This is a genomic window from Pseudomonas sp. UV AK001 (genome assembly GCF_046097675.1).
GTDB lineage: Bacteria > Pseudomonadota > Gammaproteobacteria > Pseudomonadales > Pseudomonadaceae > Aquipseudomonas > Aquipseudomonas kribbensis.
Window position 1 is genome coordinate 1599164 of sequence record NZ_JBJUVZ010000001.1, and the last position, 18122, is coordinate 1617285.

The following is an 18122-nucleotide window of genomic DNA, read 5'->3' on the forward strand; positions in this document are numbered from 1 at the left end:
CAAATCTCAGAAGCCGTAAGTGGCGCGGGCGTAGTAGTAAGCGCCGTTGGTGCCTATCGGCGAAAGCACGTCGTACGGCAGGTTGCCGCCGTAGTTGATGGCTGAACCGGAGCGTTCCGGGTAGTTGTCGGTCAGGTTGTTGCCACCCAGGGCGATGTTGAATTTCGGGGTGAATTTGTAGGTCACTTCGGCGTCCAGTTGCCACACCGCGCCATAGGTTTGCTCGGGCTGCGAGTCGCCGAAATCGAACACTCGGGTGGTCTCGCCCTGCCGGGTCAGACGCCCGAGCAAGCCCCAGTGTTCGCTGACCCAGTTGGCGGAAAACACGAAGCGATCCTTGGGTGCCGCATCGGTCAGGGTGTTGGTTTCCTCGACGCCCACCAGCGCATCGTTGCCAATCCCCAATGCGGTCAGTTGCGACGGCGTACCTTTGGTGCTGGTGACTTTGGTGTGGTTGTAGGTGTATGCGGTGGTCAGGCCCAGTTGCCCTTCGTAGAACGGCTGATGGTAGTTGAGCACCAGTTCCGCACCGTGGGTGCTGGTGTCGGCGGCATTGGTGAAGAAGTTGACGTCGTGCACGCCCGGCACGCCGAAGTTGTCGTTGATATAGCTTTCCAGGGCATCGCTGCCGATGCGCTGGGACAGCGTGATGCGATCCTTGACGTCGATGCGGAACACATCGAGGGAGGCATCGAAGCGTTCGTTCAACTGGAAGGTCAGGCCGAGGCTGTAGTTGTTCGAGGTTTCCGGATCGAGCTTCTGCGCCCCCAGTGCCCGGGCAATCGGATCATTGACCGACAGCACACGAATGTCGGTGAGCGTGCCGCCCTCGCCGAAGTTGCTGGTGGTGTTCTGGAAGCCGCTCTGCGCCAGCGAAGGTGCGCGGAAGTTGTTCGACACCGCGCCTCTCACCGCCCACTGCTCGGTCAATTTGTAGCGACCGCTGAGCTTGCCGGTGAGTTTGCTGCCGGCATCGTCGTAATGCTCCCAGCGGGTGGCGGCGTCGACGAAGAACCGGTCGGTGAGATCGCCGGACAATTCGGCGTAAGTGCCGAACACGTTGCGATCCAGATCCGACTCTTCGCTCGGGCGCAAACCGTTGGCGCCATCAGCCCCGGAGCCGATGTAAGAAGCCTCGTCACCGGCGAACGTCAGGTAGTTCTCGTAACGATATTCGCCCCCAAGCGCCAGCACGAACGAGCGGCCGCCGAGGCGCAGTTCGCGACTGAAATCAAGGTTGGCGGTGGTCTGGCGCAGCTCGTAATCGCCGGTGTCAAAACGGGTCGGCGAGTCCGCACCGAGGCTGACGTTGAGGGTGCGGCGGGTAGCCGATTCGAAGCGGTTGCGGCCATGGGTCAGGCTGCTGTCGAAGTCCCAGTCGTCGCCAATCAGGCCCTTGAAACCGGCGGTGGCGGAAATGTCGGTGTTGTCGCCAAGGGATTGCGGCAGGTAGCCGTCGGGATAGAACTGCGGCTGCTCCGACGGATAACGATAGAACTCGGCGCCGGTGGTATGGCGCTGGTTGTAAGTGCCGAAGCTGTAAGCCTTGCCGCCGGCCAGCGGCAGCTCACTGTTGAACCACAGGTTCACGTCCCGCGCCAGACCATCGCCCATCACGTAGTTGCGCTGGCCCGGCGTGTCGGCAAAACCATCGAAACCGGCACGGTTGGTCGGGTTGCGGTTCTTGTACTCGGTGCCGCCACGAATGAACCCGCCCTCCTCGCCCAGCCGGGTGCCGATCTTGGCCGTGGTCACGCTGTTCTGGCCGTCGGTGGTGGTGCGGTCGATGGCGTCCTGATGGGTATGATACGCGCCATAACTGGTGGAGATTTCACCGCCCTCCGGGGCATCGTCGAGGATGATGTTGATCACCCCGGCAATCGCGTCTGAACCATACTGCGCACCGGCGCCGTCACGCAGCACTTCGATGCGTTTGATGGCGCTGATGGGGATCGAGTTGAAGTCCACCGGCGCCGTGCCGCGACCGATTTTCGACGAGTCGTTGACCACCGCCGAGGTGTGCCGGCGCTTGCCGTTGACCAGCACCAGCACCTGGTCCGGACTCATGCCCCGCAGCTGTGCGGCACGCACATGGTCGGCACCGCCGGAGTTGGACTGGCGCGGCAGGCTGAACGACGGCAACAGCGTCTGCAACGCCGCGCCCAGTTCGCCGTCGGCGGCACCGGCGGACTTGAGGTCTTCGGCGGTCAGCACATCCACCGGCACTGGCGAATCCAGTACTGTGCGCGCCGTGCCTCGGGTGCCAGTGACCAGCACGGTGCCCAGCCGTGTGTCATCGTCAACGTGGGTGGAAGTGTCCTCGGCCTGCGCAGGAAGTTGCCAGATCGCACTGACAACAGCGACAGCCAGTAATGAACGGGAACGGTGAACCATGTGACAGCTCCTTTTAACGCAGCTAATACCCGTCCGCTGCCGACAAAAAAGGAGTCGTCAGTCAGTGCACGGCATATGTCTGCTGTAGTTTTTTGGGGGTTGGGATTTTCAGTTCGCCACAGGAATCCACGGCGCCCGCGCGACGTTGGCGGTATCACCGAAGGACGGCAGTTTCTGTCCCAGATCGCGGACGTTTTTCACATCCAGATCCAGCAACTGCTGGCGGGTAATCAGGGTCGGCGGCACCAGCACCTTGTGCCCCGGATTCTCGCCGGCGATCAGCAGCGCCAGGCTGCGCACGCTGATCGCGCCGGCCACTTGCGGATTGACCGCCGCCGTCGCCGCCCAGGCGCTGTCGGGTTCCTTCATGATTTGAATGTCGGCGGTGGAAATGTCGGCGCTGTAGATCTTCACCTTGCTGCTCAGGCCCGCCTCATCGACGGCGATCTTCGCGCCTTTGGCGAACTCGTCGAACGGCGCGAAGATCACGCTGATCCCCGGATTGGCCCGCAGCACGGCGCTGGCCTGATCGGCCACGGAGTTGGCAATTGGCGGATTGAGCGTGCCGAACCGCGCCTTCTCGATGATCCCCGGATTACTCTTTTTGACCTGGCTCCAGATCTCGTCGCGACGCTCCATCGGTGTGAAACCGCTGATGTAAACGTACCCGGCGTCGAAGCGGGTGCCGTTGTCCTTCACCGCTTGATCGAGTGCCAGACGCGCCAGTGCGTGGTGGTCCTGCTCGACTTGAGTCACCTGCGGCGTGTTCAGATCGACGTCGAACGCGACGACCTTGATGCCTTTGGCGAGCGCACGGTCAATCGGCCCCTTGAGGGTTTCGGCCAGACCCAGTTGCACGATGATCCCGTCAACGCCAAGGTCGGCCGCCTGATCGATCATCTCGCCCTGGCTGGCCGCCTGTTGCCGGGCATCGAATACCCGCAGGTTGGCGCCCAGCGCTTCGGTCTGTTTCTCGACGCCGCGCAGGTAGGCTTCAGGGAAATCCCCGGAAAACAGATACCCCACCAGCGCAATTTGTACCTGACCTTTATCGAACGGTGCCGGCGCCCCCGGCAAGGCTTTGGCCTGGGCATTCAGCGCCAGTGCCGATAGCAAGGCACCGGTGAGGCAATGACGTGCGAACTGCTTGATTGAACCGTGCATGGATCGTTCCTTGAAGCATCAATGAACCGGCTCAGCGCGCCCGATGCGCGAGGCCGAAGGTGAACATCAGGGCCAGCACCAGCACCAGTCCCTTGACGAAATCCTGTGCGTAATACGGTGCGTTGAGCATGGTCAGGCCGTTGAGCAACGACGCCACCAGCAGCGCACCGACCAGCGTGCCGAACGCGTTGGGCTTCTTCGCCCCGAGCACGGCAAAACCGATCAGTGCAGCGCCGAGTGCATCCAGCACCAGACCGTTGCCGGAGCTGACATCGCCGCGCCCCAACCGCGCCGCCAACAACACTCCGCCGAGCGAGGCCAGCAGCGCCGACAACACGTAAGCGAGCAACTTGAAGCGCTGCACCGGCGCACCGGCCAGACGCGCCGCCTGCTCGTTACCGCCAATCGCATAGAACAACCGGCCGATGCGCGTACGTTCGAGAAACAGCCACACCGCCAGCGCGACAACCGCCGTGATCAACACCGGAACCGGCACCACGTCCCACAACCGTCCACGTCCAAGGGCGAGAAACAGCGCACTGAACGAGCCTTCGGTTTCATCGCCATTGGGCAGGGTCATCCCCACCGCAATCGAGCGCCCGCCCGTGGGAATCAACTGCATGCCGATCACCAGGAACATGCTGCCCAGCGTCGCGAGAATGTCCGGCACGCGCATCTTCACGATCAGCCAGCCGTTGAGCAGCCCGACCAGCGCGCCGCCCGCCAGACTGACCAGCACCGCCGGCAGCGCGCCCCAACCGAGCACCACCATCACGTAACTGGCGATCATCAGGCTCATGGCGGCCACCGCACCGATGGACAAGTCCAGCCCGCCAACGGCCATGGTCAGCGTCACGCCCAATGCCAGCAGCGCGACAATCGACACCGACTGCAAGATGCTGAACAGGTTGCCGACCCGCAGAAACGCCGGCTCCGCGACACTGAAAAACACCACGATCAATGCCAGCACCCACAGCAGGCCGTAACGGATCAGCGCCTGCACGAAGCGCTCGGACGTCGCCGGGGCGGATGACAACAGGGAACTCGAATCAGGCACTCGCTCTACTCCTTGGCGCGGCTTGAACAAAAGAACTTTGCGGATCGGTGCCGGCCAGCGCAGCGACCAGAACGGCGCGATCCAGACCGGCACGCGGGTACTCGGCGACCACCGCGTGATCGCGTACCAGCAGTATCCGGTCGGCGATCTCCAGGGCTTCATCGACATCCGCACAGATCACCAGCGTGGCGCGGCCATCGGCGCTGTTGCGCAGCAGCTGGCCGATCTCGCGTCGGGCACGTACGTCTACGCCCTGAAAAGGCTCGTCGAGGATCAGCACCCTGCCCTCGCCGAGCAGCCAGCGGCCGAGCACGACTTTCTGCTGATTGCCGCCGGACAGCGCGCTCATCGGCACATCGATGCCAGCGGTCTTGATCCCCAGCGCCGCAACCTGCGCCTCCACCGCTGCCGCTTCGGCACGATTACGGATGAAACCGCCACGGGTGAAGCGTTCGAGAAACGGCAGGGTCAGGGTCCGGCGCAATGAAAAATCCGGCACTAGCGATTGACTGGCCCGGTCTTCGGCGGCGAAGAACACGCCGCTCTGGATCGCCTGACGCGGCGAGCCCGGCTGCCAGTCCACACCATCCAGTTGCAATGAGCCGGACAACGGGTTGCGCAGTCCGAACAGCATTTCGGCGATCTCGCTTTTGCCGGCGCCGAGCAACCCGGTCAACACCACGACTTCGCCTTCGTGCAGGGTCATGTCAAAGGCTCGGGTACGTGGCAACAGTTTCACTCCGCGCAGCTTCAGCACTTCGCGCCCTGCGGTTCTCGGCGTGTAGACGTGCGCCCCCAGCGCCTGGCCGAGCATGGCTTCCAGCGCTTGAGGCAGTTGCCGCGCACTGAATTCGCCGGCCAGTTGTCCGTCACGCAGGACGATGGCTCGATCCGCCACCCGTTGCAGATCCGACAGGCGATGGGAGATATAAATGATCGCCACGCCCCGGCTGCGCAGCGTGTCGATCAGACCGAACAGGCGCTGCGCTTCGGCATCCGACAGCGCCGCCGTGGGCTCATCGAGAATCAGCAACCGTGGCTGCAGAGCGAAGGCACGGGCCAGCACCACCAGTTGCCGTTCGGCCTGGCCGAGGTGTTCGATCGGTTGCTCCAACGGCAGCACCAGGCCGAGTCCGGCGGCAATATTCGCGGCGCGCTCCAGCAGGCGTTTACGGTTGAGCCAGAAGTCGCCGTCCGGGCGGCACAGTTCATCGAGCAGCAGGTTTTCCGCCACGCTCAATCCGGGTGCGATGCCCTCGTTGATCTGCTGATGGACCGCAACGATGCCAACGCGCCGTGCCGACAGCGGCGAGTTGAACTGTCGAAGCTGACCATCCACCTGAATCTCGCCGCTGTCGGCCGACTGGCTGCCGGCGAGGATCTTCACCAACGTTGACTTGCCCGCACCGTTCGCCCCCAGCAGCGCCACTACTTCAGCGGGAAAAATCTCCAGGCTGACCCGATCCAGCGCCCGGTTCGAGCCGAAGGTCTTGCTCAGTTCACGCACACGAATCAGTGGTTCGGAGACCACGGTGACAGGCGCACTCATAAGATTCCTTAACGTCGATGAGCCAGCGAACGCACCAGCCGGTCACCCAGGCTCTGCACGCCCTGGACGAGAATGACCAACACCACCACGGTGGCGACCATCACTTCGTTGTTGAACCGCTGATAGCCGTAACGGATGGCCAGATCGCCCAGTCCGCCGCCACCGATAACCCCGGCCATGGAGGAAAAACCGATCAGCATCACCAGCGTCAGGGTCACGCCCGCCAACAGGGCCGGCAGCGCTTCGGGCAACAGCACTTTGAAAATCACATGGCGGATGTCGCCGCCCATGGCGAGGATGGCTTCGATGCGGCCCTTTTCGACTTCGTCCAGGGCGTTCTCGACGATCCGCGCAAAAAACGGAAAGGCGCCGATGGTGATCGGCACTACGGCGGCGGTGCTGCCCAACGTGGTGCCAACCACCAGACGGGTCAGCGGGATCAGGGCAATCAGCATCACCACGAACGGCAGCGAGCGACCGAGGTTGATGATCGCGCCCAGTGCCTGATTGATCCGGGGCAACGGGTACAGACCCTGACGGCGACTGATGAACAGCAACACCCCCAGCGGCAGGCCGATCAACAGGGTGAACAGCCCGGCGAGCAGCACCATGTAAAGGGTTTCGCCGGTGGCGTTGAGCACCAGTTGCAGGATTTCATTCCAGTCGATCACGCGGTTCATGAGTGGGCCGCCCGTACGCCGTATTGCCGCAGAAAACTCAGGCCCGGCGCGTCGTGCCCCAGCGGCAATCCGCAACTGGGCCGCAGGGAAGCGCCGAGGGCGGACTGCGGATCGGCGAGCAATCGGGCCACCGGCCCCGCCTCCACCAGCCTTCCGTTGGCCATGGACGCGGCGTGATCGCAGATCGAACGCACCACGTCCAGTTCATGAGTGATCAAGACGATGGTCAGTCCAAGCTGACGATTGATGTCGCGCAGCAGTTCCAGAATCGACGTCGTGGTTTCCGGATCGAGAGCGCTGGTCGCTTCGTCCGACAACAGGTACGCAGGCCGCGCCGCCAGGGCCCGGGCAATCCCGACCCGCTGCTTCTGGCCGCCGGACAATTGCGACGGAAAGGCTTCAGCCTTGTCGCTCAGCCCCACCAGATCCAGCAGTTCCCGAACCCGTTCATGACGCTGTGGTTTGGCGACTTTGGCAATTTCCAGCGGTACCGCGACGTTGTCGAACACATTGCGCGAATGCAGCAGGTTGAAACCCTGGAAGATCATGCCGATGCGCTGACGCTGGCGGCGCAGTTCACCGTCGGACAGCGCGGTGAGGTCTTCGCCATCCAGCAGAATCCGCCCGGTGTCCGGACGTTCGAGCAGATTGAGGCAACGCAGCAGCGTCGACTTGCCCGCGCCGCTGCGCCCGAGAATCCCGTAGATCGCGCCATCGGGAATGCTCAGCGATACCTGATCCAGCGCCGGGGTCGATGCTGACGGATAGGTCTTGCTCAATCGCTCGACGAGGATCATGGCTTGGCATCCGCCACCGGGATCACCGAGCCCTTGAAGCTCTCGGCGATGTACTTGGCCACTTGCGGCGAAGTCAGATCCCTGGCCAGTTGCTGGATGCGCGGATCGTTTTCCAGTTTCGGCGTGGTCACCAGAATGTTGGCGTACGGGTTGTGTTCAGCCTTCTCCAGACCGAGCGCATCCCTGGCCGGCACCAGCCCGGCTTCCAGCGCGTAGTTGCCGTTGATCACCGCCAGGTCCACGTCGTCCAGTGCGCGGGGCAGTTGCGGTGATTCGATTTCGAGGATCTTCAGGTGTTTCGGGTTTTCGGCGATGTCCTTCGGTGTCGCCTGATCGGCCGCCGGGTCATTGAAACCGGGTTTGAGTTTGATCAGGCCGTTGTCCTGCAGCAGGTACAACGCGCGGCTCAGGTTGGTGACGTTGTTCGGCACCGCGACCGTGCCCTTGTCCGGCAGTTGGGCGAAGGTTTTGTGGCGATGGGAATAGATGCCCAGCGGTTCGATGTGCACCGTGGCCGCCACTGCGAGTTTTTCGCCGAGGGCTTTTTCCTGGGATTGCAGGTATGGCAGATGCTGGAAGTAGTTGGCGTCCACATCGCCATGCACCAGCAACTCGTTGGAGTTCACTCCCTGCGGGATCTCGATCACCTTGAGGTCCAGTTGCGGATCAAGCTTCTGGATGTACGCGAGGATCTGCGCGTGGGGCACCGGGTCGGCCGCAACGCGCAATGGCTCCAGCGCTTGAACACTGATCGAAGTCACCAGCGCGCCGAGGACGGCGAGGGTCAAACCTGCTGTTTTCAACATGAGGAGAATCCTTTAGCGAGTGATGGATCAGGCGTTTGCGGTCTTGCGAGCCGCTGGTTCGGGCAGCAAGGCGTCGGCGTAGAATCGACGCGCCACATCCGGGTGCGAACGCAGCCGGCCCTTGAGGTAGTTCCAGCCGACGTCACGAAACAGCGGATTGAGCGGATCGCTCGCCGGCCCCCGCGCTTCGCGCAGCAACACCGCCGGCAGCGGGTACAGCGGCACCACCGCGTCGAGTTGCGCGCCAAGGAAAAACGCGATGGATAAACGCTCGCTCCCCGCCGGCGGCGAGACCACGCGATGCACAGTGGCGCGCAGATAACCGTTGGTGGCCAGCTCCAGCAACTCGCCGATGTTGACCACCAGGGTGTTGTCCCGTGGCAACGCATCGATCCAGCGCCCCTCTTCGATCTCCACTTGCAGACCAGCATGCTGGTCTTGCAGCAGGAAGCTGAGGAAACCCGAATCCTTGTGCGCGCCGACGCCCTGATTGCTCGCTGTCGAGGACTGCCCCGGATAGCGCATCAGCTTGATGTGTTCGTTGGGTTTGTCGCCGTACAACCGGTCGAAGGCGTTCTCCGGCAGCGCGAGTGCCTGAGCGAAAGCGCGCAGCAGGCGCAGCGACATATGGGTCATCGCTTGTTGCCAATCGAGCAGCAACGGCTTGAGTAGCGGCAACGCCTGCGGCCATTGATTCGGACCTTGCAGACGCGCCCACAGCGGACTGTCGGCCGTCAGCGGCAAGACCTCACGCTCGGCGCCCAGATCGAACTGTTCACGCTGGTCCGGCTGGCCGCGAGTGATCTCCGAAGCTGCGCGGTTGTAACCGCGAAAATGCGGCGAATTGATCATCCCGACAGCGGCTTTTTCACTGTCGGGCAAGGCGAAAAACTGGCGGGCGTGATCCTGAACCTGCTTGAGAAGATTGGCGTCGATGCCATGGCCGGTCAGGTAGAAGAACCCGACATCGCGAGCAGCGTGACGCAAGTCATCGAGAAAGGCCTGGCGCTGCTGCGGCGTACCGTCGAGCTGTGACAGATCAAGGGTTGGTAATGCGGTGATGTCCAAGGTATGCGGCATGATTCACTCCCGTGTGAATCAAACCTGAAGAGCCTGTGATCGATTCAGCGTGTGCCGTCATGGCAATCGGGGGTCTGTCGGTTTGATGCTTTGATTCGTTGATGAACCAAAACTAAACGATATTAAAAACTTCCGACAAATACCCTTTTTGCATTAGCTTAGGCCCCGGATCAACAACGCTGAACCCATCAGCAATCAGCGCTCGGCATGCTGCTCCAGCAATGCGTAGGCTTCACCGGTAAACCGATAACTCTTGTCCGGCTGAAACACGATGACGCCCTCCTCGCACAAACGCTTGAGCACTTCCCTCACGCTGATGAACTGAATTCCGCTGACAAACGCCTGCAGATATCCGTGCACCCCGCGCCCGCCAACGGCGCGTCCTTCCCGTGCAGCCACCAGCAAGGCATCGATCACCTTGATCCGGATCAGGCTGGTGCGCAGTCCGTAATAATGCAGCAGTTCACGGATGTGCTCATTGGTACTGCGCTCGAAATCGAAGGCCCGCTGACCTTTCGCCAACGGGAACTGCGATTGCTTGCCAGAGGAAGTCGATGCCGGGCTGGTTAACATTCGAATGCTCCTTTTTGTGATCAGCCGCTGTGCGTAGCTATATATAGAAGAAGGCGCACTCGACAGCTCCGCCATCAAGTGCACCTCCCGATCAGAAGTCGACGGTCGCCGACAATTGCAGCGTGCGTGGATAGCCCGGGGAGAACGCACCGTAGGACGCCACACCCGACCAGTACTCACGATCAAACACGTTCTGCACCGTGGCGCGGAACGTCGTCGGCCGACCTTCGATCTTGGTGGCGTAACGGGCGCCGGCGTCGATGCGGGTCCAGGATGGCAGCTCCTGGGTGTTGGCCTGATTGACGTATTGGCTGTCGGTGTAGATCGCGCCACCGGTCAGGGTGAAACCTTCGACCCACGGGGTGTCCCACTCGGCCCAGAGGTTGGCCTGCACATCCGGCACGCCCACCGGTTTGTTGCCACGGTTGGCAGCGGTGGCCGAATCCGTCAGTTCGCCGTCGAGCAAGGTCACGCCGCCCATCAGGCGAGTGCCCGGCGCCACTTCGCCGAACATGCTCAACTCGACACCACGGTTGCGTTGTTCGGCCTGCACCGAGAACACGTTGCCGGCGCCGATTTCGCCACTCGGTTTTTCGATCTGGAACAGCGCCAGGGTAGTCATGAACGTGCCGTGTTCGTACTTCACGCCGATTTCATGCTGCTTGGATTTGTAGGGTGCGAAGGTTTCGCCGGAGTTGGCTGCCGTGCCGGGGGCGATGTCACCTTTGCTCAGGCCTTCGACATAGTTGTAATACAGCGAGACGTCTTCCCACGGTTTGACCACCACGCCCGCCAGCGGTGTGGTGGCGCTGTCGTCGTAACGGGAGCTGACCGAACCGGACGCGCTGTAGTTACGCGATTCAATGTCCTGACGGCGCACGCCGAGGGTCAGTTGAATCCGGTCATCGAGAAAACCCAGGGTGTCGGTCAGTGCGACGCCGGACAGTTCCGACTCGGAAATGCGCAGCACTTTCGGCGAGTTGATGTACTGCTTGGGCACGTCCACCGGGTGATAGATATTCGAGCGGATTTCCGTGCCGTTGTTGATGCCCCGGGACAACTCGTCCTGATAACGGGTCGCCATGATCGTGGTGGTGTGAGTGACCGGACCGGTGGCGAACAGCGCGCGCATCCCCACATCGGCGGTCGAACGATCGACGTTGAATTTGTAGTAGCCAGGAATGTTGCTGGTGTCGCCGGCGTCGTTAAGGATTCTCGGCACCTGGTCGGACATGCGTTTGACGTCGGAGCGACCGCCGCCGGCGTGGGCGAACACGGTCAGGTTGTCATTGAGGTCGTACTCGCCGCCGAGCAATGCCGACTGCTCCTTGGTGTCCGACCAGCCCCAGTCCTGCGGCAGATTGGTGCGACCGTTCGGCGCCGATGGTACCTTCACGCCGGGTGCAATGGTGAACGGTCGCGAGGCCGCGTCGAAGCTCTCTTTCTGGCTGATGTAATCCAGGTTCAAGCGCAGCCGTTCGCCCTTGTAATCGAGTGCGATGGCACCGATGTCCAGTGCGCGCTCCTGATTGTCGATGGCGGTATCGCCGCCCTGGGTACTGCCGTTGAAACGGATGCCGAACTGGTTCTCGCTGCCGAAACGCCGGCTGACGTCCAGGTGCCCGCCCACTTGCGAGTCGGACGCGTAAGTGCCGGTGAAGCGGGTCAGGTCTTCGTCCAGCGGCCGTTTGGGCACGATGTTGATCACGCCGCCGACGCCGCTGTTCGGCGATATCCCGTACATCAGCGCGCCCGGCCCTTTGAGCACTTCTACGCGTTCGGCGTATTCGGTAAACACCCGGTAGTTCGGGGCTACGCCGTACACACCGTCGTAGGCCAGTTCGCCGAGGTTGCCCTCGCCTATCGCAAATCCGCGAATGAAAAACGAATCGACGATGCCGCCGGTCTGCCCGGTGGAACGCACCGAAGGGTCACGCTCCAGTGCATCGGCCACGGTCACCGTTTGCAGGTCGGCGAGGGTTTTCGCGGTGTAGCTGGTTACGCTGAACGGCGTGTCCATCACGTCCTTGTTGCCCATCATCCCGAGCCGCGCGCCCCGGGCGACCTGGCCGCCGGCGAGCACTTCCGGCAAGGCGGTCGCGCCGTTGTAACTGGCGTTGACGTTGGTGGTGTCCAGCGTGAGGCCTTCCGTGGTGACGGTGTCCTGTTGCTCGGATTGCTTGGGGTCTGCTGCCCAGACAGTGGCGCTTCCTGCGGCCAGAATAGAACTCAGCATGGCGGTGCGAATAGCCAGGGTTAACGCGCGTTCACTGCAAGGTCGACGTGCAACAGACATGACGATGGGGTCCTTCTCGAATGGCTGAAAATGGTAATGACTCCTATTTGCCAGCCAGCAATCGAAAAAGTATCAGCGTCGTCGGAATTTTTTTGGCGACCGGTTTGCGCGGAGGATGGGCGGGAGAAGCCCACCCTCCGGTACAGGTCAGTCGTACAGGCATTGCAGCGGAATGGAGATCACCGGCAGCGCCGGGTCAAACGCGTGCCGGGTAGTCTTGTACGGGAACAGTTCGCCGCGCTCGATGGTGGTGAAAATCCGCGCCACCTCGAACGCTTGCCCGGTTTGCCAGTGCCGCACACAGACACGTGGGTCAGCGTAGTCGAGCTGGATACACGGCACCCGCTTCAACCCTAGCGCCCGCGCTGCGTTGAACCGGTGATTGCCGTCCATCACGATGCCCCGGGAGCGCTCGACGATGATCGGTTCCAGCCAGTGCCCGGCCTGGACGATCGCCTCGCGCAGCCGTTGCACGTTGAGCGGATCGACCTGCTCGGATTGCCGCACGACGCACAGTGGACGCAGGGCAATCTGGTAACCATGTCCCATGATTCGTCCCCCGTTTCAGCAGACATCCGCGCTGGCGACCAGCGCGTACTGGCTGGCCATGTCCCGCAGGCGTTGCGCCTGTTCGATGAGCGGCAGATCGACCATTTCGCCGTCGACTTGCACCGCGTGGCTGCCCCCGGCCACGGCATTCAGGACCCGGTCCGCCCACGCCAGTTGGCGGGCGTTGGGCAGATAGGCTTTCTGCACCGTGGCGATTTGCGCGGGATGGATACACAGCTTGGCGCCGAACCCCAGTGACCGGGCATAACGCGAGTCGCGCTCGACCAGCGCCATGTCGCTGATGGCCGGGGTCACGCCATCGATCGGCGCCGGCAAACCGGCAACGCGCGATGCCAACACAATGCGATTTCGAGCGAACAGAAACGCTTCGGGAATCTGGCTGCAATCGATGTCCAGGGAGAAATCCAGCGAGCCGAATGCCAGCCGCGCCAGGCCGGGAATCGCTGCAATCGACTCGACCTGATGCAAGCCCTTGGCGGTCTCGATGATGGCGACGATTTGCAGTTCGGGGTTCCATTCCAGCAGGCGTTCGACCACGCGGGACAGGCTCTCCGGGCATTCGGCCTTGGGCAGGAAAATCCCTGCGCAGCGCTCGGGGTAGCGCATGTCGCCCAGCCAGGTCATGTCTTGGCGAAACAGCGAACTGCCGACGCTGTTCAACCGGATGTAACGCTGGCTGGCGGTTTCGGGCGTGCTCTGCTGCCAGGCCCAGATCGACGCCCGGGCCACGGCTTTGCTGTTCGGATGAACGGCATCTTCGAGGTCGAGAATGATCGCGTCCGGCCCGGCCTCGACCGCTTTGGAAAAGCGCTCCGGCCGGTTGCCGGGAACGAAGAGGTAGCTGATGGGAAGCGTGGCGTTGGTGCTGTGACGAACAGTCATCGGGACTCTCCTGAGCGTGCTTCAGTCGTGGGTTTCCAAAAAAAATCGAACACCTGTTACAGGGGAAAAACCGGGCTGAATCCCGGTGTCTTGAATCAACCGTCAACACCTTGAATAACAAGGCGTTGAAGGTTTTTGAAATCAACACGCGAGCGTTTACTTGAGCATGCGAACAAGCGGCTTCGCACTCCCCTGTTGTGTGTGTTCATTCAAAAATATTTGAAAACCTTACTTGATAATCGTTCCTGTTCGCAATATTGTTCGAGCCGCTGACAGGGTCAGGATTCAAATCAAGACCTGTGATTTTGTTCACGGAAAGTTCGGCGCAATGATGTCATTTACATGTCAGGTAATGGCACTTAAAAAGAGAAAAGGCCATCAGTCATTGGCCTTATCCTTGCCTGCCTGAACCTTAAGGAGTGGGGTTCTCATGAAACAGTTTTGTGAAAATTTTATGAAAGAAAATACCCCGTGTTTATTTGCAGAGCGGATCTGTCATCCGCCTCCACCTCTTTAAACCCTCGTATCTGACGAGCAGCAAGAACACACAACTCGACAAAAATTAGTTGTCGACCTGCACATGGCGATTATCGACGCCAGGGGTTTTCTATGCCTGAATTAATTGCGCCGCAAACTAAAGAAACAACAGAAGTCCAATACCAAAAAGTGCTGAAACCGTTAATCGACCCTGTTATCGCCAATCTACTTAAACTTTCTCCGGAAAAGCTTTTTGAACTCGTTAACCAACACGGATCCCCGCTGAATCTGGTATGGCCACATGCGTTTGAGGCCAACGTTCAGGCGCTGCAATCGGTGTTGAAACGACACGAAGTCGACTACGCGATTTTCTACGGAGCCAAGGCCAACAAGTCGCAATGCCTGCTGGCTGCGGCATCGGCTTCGGGCATCGGCACCGACGTGTCGAGCCTGTTTGAGCTGCAAGCGGCACTGCGCGCCGGAACGCCGGCGGAACATTTGTGCGCAACCGGGCCGGCCAAAACGGCAGCGTTTCATCGCGCGCTGATACAAGGCGGTTCGCTGATTTGTGTGGATTCACTGGAAGAGTTCAGCCATCTCAAAGCGCTGCTCGACACTTCGCAACCATCGGCCAAAGCCCGGATTCTGCTGCGTTACAGGCCGACAACTTGCCCGGCGAGCCGCTTCGGAATGGGCGCGGAGGATTTGTTTCAGTGCCTTCAGTACCTGGTGGAACAACGTGAGTCGTTCCACTTCGAGGGGTTCCATTTCCACCTCGGCGGCTACGGCTACGAAACCCGGGTACAGGCTTTCCGTGAAGTCACCGGCTTCATCGATGCAGCAAGGGAAATGGGCCTCGACCCGGTCATGATCGACATCGGTGGAGGCCTGCCGATGCGATATGTAGACCCGCAGGATTACAACAGTTTTCTGCAGAACGATAACAACCCGGGGCATTATCAGAATCGTCGAGTTCCCAGCTCTTATTACCCTTATGGCAGCAGTCTGACGGCTTGCCAGTGGCTGGAGTTATTCCTGGAGTCGGATCATTCCCCAGGAAAAACCATTGCCGGTTACTTGAAGAGCCAGAATATAAAACTGGCACTGGAACCGGGCCGAAGCCTGGTGGATCAAGCGGCCATTTCAGTATTCCGCGTCACCCGAACCAAACAGCTGGCCGACAACAAAGTTGTGATCTTTGCCGAAGGCAGCAGTTTCAGCGCGTGTGAAACCTGGTTCTCGTCTGAATACCTTGTCGATCCAATCCTTATTACATCGAAAGAATCGAAACCTGTTCCGATGCAAGCCTACATCGCCGGCCATAGTTGCCTGGATGATGATGTAATCACTCATCGCCTGATCAACTTCGACACAACACCACAAACCGGTGACTTATTGATCTACGCCAACACCGCCGGTTACCAGATGGACTTGCTGGAAAATGAATTTCATCGCCACCCGTTGCCGCAGCGACTGATGGCGACATGTTGTACGGAAGGTAACTACGCATTTACACCTGACTATTAAGGGAAGACGTCCAGATGATACTGAATAAAGTTTCGGATCTTATTGGCAATACACCAATGTTGGGCATCGATGTTCCGGATACCAACGCCCGGCTTTTGCTCAAGATAGAGAAGAACAACCCCGGCGGCAGTATTAAAGACCGTATGGCGAGAAACATGGTTTTGGCGGCGCTCAAATCCGGAAAGTTGAAACCCGGTGGCGTGGTTGTGGAATCGTCCTCCGGCAATACCGGTATCGGCCTCGCCATGGCAGCCGTGGAGTTCGATCTGCATTTCATTGCCGTGGTCGATCACCATGCGGCGCAGGACAAGATCGCAGTGATGAAAGCACTGGGAGCGGAGATCCGCTTTGTCGCCGGGACCTATCGGGAAGACGAAGTGGCCGTGGTCGAGCGTCAACGGCTGGCCGCCGAACTCGCCTCGCAGATCCCCGGTGCAGTGTTCATGAACCAGTCCGACAACGCGGCCAACGCCGGCGGCTACAGCGATTTCGTCCGTGAAACCATCGCCCAGGCCGGTGGCCACATCGGTGCCTATGTCGGTTGCGTCGGCACCGGCGGCTCGATGACCGGCATCGCACGGGGTCTGAAACTGCACAACCCGGACATCGTCACCGTCGCCGTCGAACCGGCCGGTTCCATTGTCTTCGGTCATCCGGGCTATCCGTATTACCAGTCGGGAACCGGCACTCCCGCCGGCGACACTGTCGGCCTGGTGCTCGACTACAGCTGCATCGATCTGGGCCTGCAAGTCACCGATTCCCAGGCCTTCGAAACCGCCCGCTACATCGCGCGCAATCTGGCCCTGCTGGTCGGAGGCTCGACCGGCGGTGCGATCTACAAGGCGCTGGAGCTGATCCACAAAGGCACGTTGACCGGCAACGTCGTGGTGCCGATTGCCGACGGCGGCGAGAAATATCTGCACACCGTGTTCGACGACAAATGGCTGGAAGAGCGGGACCTGCTGGACCCGGGCGTAGCACCACAACTGGATAACTGGCTGGGCAAGACCCGCTGGCTTGAATCCGACGCCACTCCCCTGCAATTGAGCGTCGCCTGACGCGTCTCCCACACAGGAAAGTCTCTGTATGAAACCGCTGAAAGTCGCCATCTGCGGCGCAGGCCGGACCGGGCACCTGAATGCAATTCTGTTCAAACAGCTGCCCAATGTTCAGGTCTCGATGCTCACCAACAATCAGGAAGTGGTCGACCGGCACCTCGCCAACCTGCCGATGCAGGCGCTGATGCCGGACGGTTCGACGCTGAGCGCACGGCCGGATCAGGTCAGCACCGATGCCAGCGTCGTGGTGGCCGACGCCGACATCGTGATCATCACGGTACCGGCCCACGCTCGACCACAAACCCTGCAAGCCATCGCGCCGCATTTGAGCGCGAGCAAACCGGTGTACGTCGGCGCGATTCCGGGATTCTGCGGCTTCGACTGGCTGGCGGAAGCCACGCTGGGCGAGCGTTCGAACGTAGTGATCTGGGGCATGAAGGATGTGCCACACACCGCGTTCGATCTGAAGCCGGGCGTGTCGGTGAAGATGGGCGGCGGCAAGAGCCAGTTGTACGTCGCTCTGCACGACCGGGAATCAGCGCAATCACGGCACCACCTGGAGGACATCCTCACGACGCTGTACGGCCCCTGCGTGACGATGCTCGATCACTACCTGGAAATCACCCTGACACCGGGCAATCCGATCATGCACAGCTCGGTGATCTACGGCTTGATCGGCCCTTACGGCCAATGGCATCGCAAGATCTTCCCGCAGCGCATGTGCTGGTGGACCGAGTGCCCCGAACTGGGCGCCTATTTTCTCGAGCGCATGGATCAGGAAAGCCAGGAACTGTGCAGCGTGATCAGCCAGCGTATGGGCATCGACCTGTCGTCGGTGAAATCCCTCAAGCAGGAAATCGTCGAGGCCTACGGCGAACAGATCCGCGATCAGAGCAGCATGTTGTCGATCCTGCGCACCAACCAGGCCTACAACGACATCCTCGCCCCGATGATTCCGGCCGACGACAACCGCACGGGTTACGTGATCGAACGCGAAAGCCGCGCCTTCAATGAAGACGTTGCCTACGGCCTGGTGCTGCTGGTGGAAATGGCCCGGCGCTTCGAACTGAAAGTCCCCTACATCGAAGAAGTCCTGCAATGGAGCGTTTCCTATATGCAGGGCTTGCGCGACTCGGCGCTCGACTACTTCCCCCGCCACTGGCCGCGCACGGCGTGAGCGGGTTCAACATTTCATTAATTTCTCGACGAGCA

The 18122-nt window shown here is 60.9% G+C and carries 15 protein-coding genes; 3 read left to right on the forward strand and 12 right to left on the reverse strand.

Translation table 11 applies throughout. From position 1 onward, the window contains the following. Window positions 1-6: 6 nt before the first annotated feature. The 12 genes from ACKLNA_RS07305 to ACKLNA_RS07360 form a co-directional block, all read right to left on the reverse strand. Window positions 7-2394: a TonB-dependent receptor plug domain-containing protein gene (locus ACKLNA_RS07305; protein WP_408985416.1), complete on the reverse strand. Its 2388-nt coding sequence runs from the start codon at window positions 2392-2394 to the stop codon at window positions 7-9. A 108-nt stretch (window positions 2395-2502) separates the two neighbouring features. Continuing rightward, window positions 2503-3558 (reverse strand): substrate-binding domain-containing protein, encoded by a 1056-nt coding sequence (locus tag ACKLNA_RS07310; protein WP_134826555.1) that lies wholly within the window; start codon window positions 3556-3558, stop codon window positions 2503-2505. 31 nt (window positions 3559-3589) lie between these two features. After that, entirely contained in the window at window positions 3590-4615 is a 1026-nt protein-coding gene (locus ACKLNA_RS07315; protein ID WP_408985417.1) for an ABC transporter permease, read from the reverse strand. Next, a complete protein-coding gene (locus ACKLNA_RS07320) occupies window positions 4608-6164 on the reverse strand; it encodes a sugar ABC transporter ATP-binding protein (RefSeq protein WP_408985418.1) in 1557 nt (518 codons plus the stop codon). Before ACKLNA_RS07320 ends, ACKLNA_RS07315 begins: the two co-directional genes overlap by 8 nt. Before the next feature lie 8 nt (window positions 6165-6172). Then, the gene (locus ACKLNA_RS07325) at window positions 6173-6844 is read right to left on the reverse strand and encodes a methionine ABC transporter permease (protein ID WP_085733994.1); all 672 of its coding nucleotides are present in this window, start codon (window positions 6842-6844) and stop codon (window positions 6173-6175) included. Then, complete coding sequence (locus ACKLNA_RS07330; protein WP_408985419.1) at window positions 6841-7641, reverse strand: methionine ABC transporter ATP-binding protein; 801 nt, start codon at window positions 7639-7641, stop codon at window positions 6841-6843. Before ACKLNA_RS07330 ends, ACKLNA_RS07325 begins: the two co-directional genes overlap by 4 nt. Beyond that, the gene (locus ACKLNA_RS07335) at window positions 7638-8447 is read right to left on the reverse strand and encodes a MetQ/NlpA family ABC transporter substrate-binding protein (RefSeq protein WP_408985420.1); all 810 of its coding nucleotides are present in this window, start codon (window positions 8445-8447) and stop codon (window positions 7638-7640) included. Before ACKLNA_RS07335 ends, ACKLNA_RS07330 begins: the two co-directional genes overlap by 4 nt. Before the next feature lie 27 nt (window positions 8448-8474). After that, window positions 8475-9527: an isopenicillin N synthase family dioxygenase gene (locus ACKLNA_RS07340; protein WP_408985421.1), complete on the reverse strand. Its 1053-nt coding sequence runs from the start codon at window positions 9525-9527 to the stop codon at window positions 8475-8477. 195 nt (window positions 9528-9722) lie between these two features. Continuing rightward, the gene (locus tag ACKLNA_RS07345; protein ID WP_408985422.1) at window positions 9723-10100 is read right to left on the reverse strand and encodes a fe2+ zn2+ uptake regulation protein; all 378 of its coding nucleotides are present in this window, start codon (window positions 10098-10100) and stop codon (window positions 9723-9725) included. A 91-nt stretch (window positions 10101-10191) separates the two neighbouring features. Then, window positions 10192-12396 (reverse strand): TonB-dependent receptor, encoded by a 2205-nt coding sequence (locus ACKLNA_RS07350; protein ID WP_408985423.1) that lies wholly within the window; start codon window positions 12394-12396, stop codon window positions 10192-10194. Window positions 12397-12543: 147 nt separating this feature from the next. Next, window positions 12544-12945, reverse strand: a complete 402-nt coding sequence (locus tag ACKLNA_RS07355; RefSeq protein ID WP_408985424.1) for a ParB N-terminal domain-containing protein — start codon at window positions 12943-12945, stop codon at window positions 12544-12546. A gap of 15 nt (window positions 12946-12960) precedes the next feature. Beyond that, a complete protein-coding gene (locus tag ACKLNA_RS07360) occupies window positions 12961-13848 on the reverse strand; it encodes an HpcH/HpaI aldolase/citrate lyase family protein (RefSeq protein ID WP_408985425.1) in 888 nt (295 codons plus the stop codon). Between the two features lie 609 nt (window positions 13849-14457). Between ACKLNA_RS07360 and ACKLNA_RS07365 the strand changes: the two genes are divergently transcribed. Genes ACKLNA_RS07365 through ACKLNA_RS07375 form a run of 3 tightly spaced genes read left to right on the forward strand, consistent with a single transcriptional unit; the run spans window position 14458 to window position 18087 of the window. Further along, window positions 14458-15852 carry a Y4yA family PLP-dependent enzyme gene (locus ACKLNA_RS07365; RefSeq protein ID WP_408985426.1) on the forward strand — a complete coding sequence of 465 codons (1395 nt, stop codon included), beginning with the start codon at window positions 14458-14460 and terminating at the stop codon, window positions 15850-15852. A gap of 14 nt (window positions 15853-15866) precedes the next feature. After that, the gene (locus ACKLNA_RS07370; RefSeq protein ID WP_192553384.1) at window positions 15867-16910 is read left to right on the forward strand and encodes a PLP-dependent cysteine synthase family protein; all 1044 of its coding nucleotides are present in this window, start codon (window positions 15867-15869) and stop codon (window positions 16908-16910) included. Window positions 16911-16938: 28 nt separating this feature from the next. Then, window positions 16939-18087, forward strand: coding sequence for an NAD/NADP octopine/nopaline dehydrogenase family protein (locus ACKLNA_RS07375; protein ID WP_408985427.1), 1149 nt, complete (start codon window positions 16939-16941; stop codon window positions 18085-18087). Window positions 18088-18122: the final 35 nt, after the last annotated feature.

Excerpts from the sequence above, each read along its gene's own strand:
- ACKLNA_RS07305 (WP_408985416.1), bottom strand. The coding sequence starts at position 2,394 with ATGGTTCACCGTTCCCGTTCATTACTGGCTGTCGCTGTTGTCAGTGCG.
- ACKLNA_RS07330 (WP_408985419.1), bottom strand. The coding sequence starts at position 7,641 with ATGATCCTCGTCGAGCGATTGAGCAAGACCTATCCGTCAGCATCGACC.
- ACKLNA_RS07365 (WP_408985426.1), top strand. The coding sequence starts at position 14,458 with ATGCCTGAATTAATTGCGCCGCAAACTAAAGAAACAACAGAAGTCCAA.
- ACKLNA_RS07375 (WP_408985427.1), top strand. The coding sequence starts at position 16,939 with ATGAAACCGCTGAAAGTCGCCATCTGCGGCGCAGGCCGGACCGGGCAC.
- ACKLNA_RS07340 (WP_408985421.1), bottom strand. The coding sequence starts at position 9,527 with ATGCCGCATACCTTGGACATCACCGCATTACCAACCCTTGATCTGTCA.
- ACKLNA_RS07310 (WP_134826555.1), bottom strand. The coding sequence starts at position 3,558 with ATGCACGGTTCAATCAAGCAGTTCGCACGTCATTGCCTCACCGGTGCC.
- ACKLNA_RS07370 (WP_192553384.1), top strand. The coding sequence starts at position 15,867 with ATGATACTGAATAAAGTTTCGGATCTTATTGGCAATACACCAATGTTG.
- ACKLNA_RS07335 (WP_408985420.1), bottom strand. The coding sequence starts at position 8,447 with ATGTTGAAAACAGCAGGTTTGACCCTCGCCGTCCTCGGCGCGCTGGTG.
- ACKLNA_RS07345 (WP_408985422.1), bottom strand. The coding sequence starts at position 10,100 with ATGTTAACCAGCCCGGCATCGACTTCCTCTGGCAAGCAATCGCAGTTC.
- ACKLNA_RS07355 (WP_408985424.1), bottom strand. The coding sequence starts at position 12,945 with ATGGGACATGGTTACCAGATTGCCCTGCGTCCACTGTGCGTCGTGCGG.
- ACKLNA_RS07360 (WP_408985425.1), bottom strand. The coding sequence starts at position 13,848 with ATGACTGTTCGTCACAGCACCAACGCCACGCTTCCCATCAGCTACCTC.
- ACKLNA_RS07325 (WP_085733994.1), bottom strand. The coding sequence starts at position 6,844 with ATGAACCGCGTGATCGACTGGAATGAAATCCTGCAACTGGTGCTCAAC.
- ACKLNA_RS07350 (WP_408985423.1), bottom strand. The coding sequence starts at position 12,396 with ATGTCTGTTGCACGTCGACCTTGCAGTGAACGCGCGTTAACCCTGGCT.
- ACKLNA_RS07320 (WP_408985418.1), bottom strand. The coding sequence starts at position 6,164 with ATGAGTGCGCCTGTCACCGTGGTCTCCGAACCACTGATTCGTGTGCGT.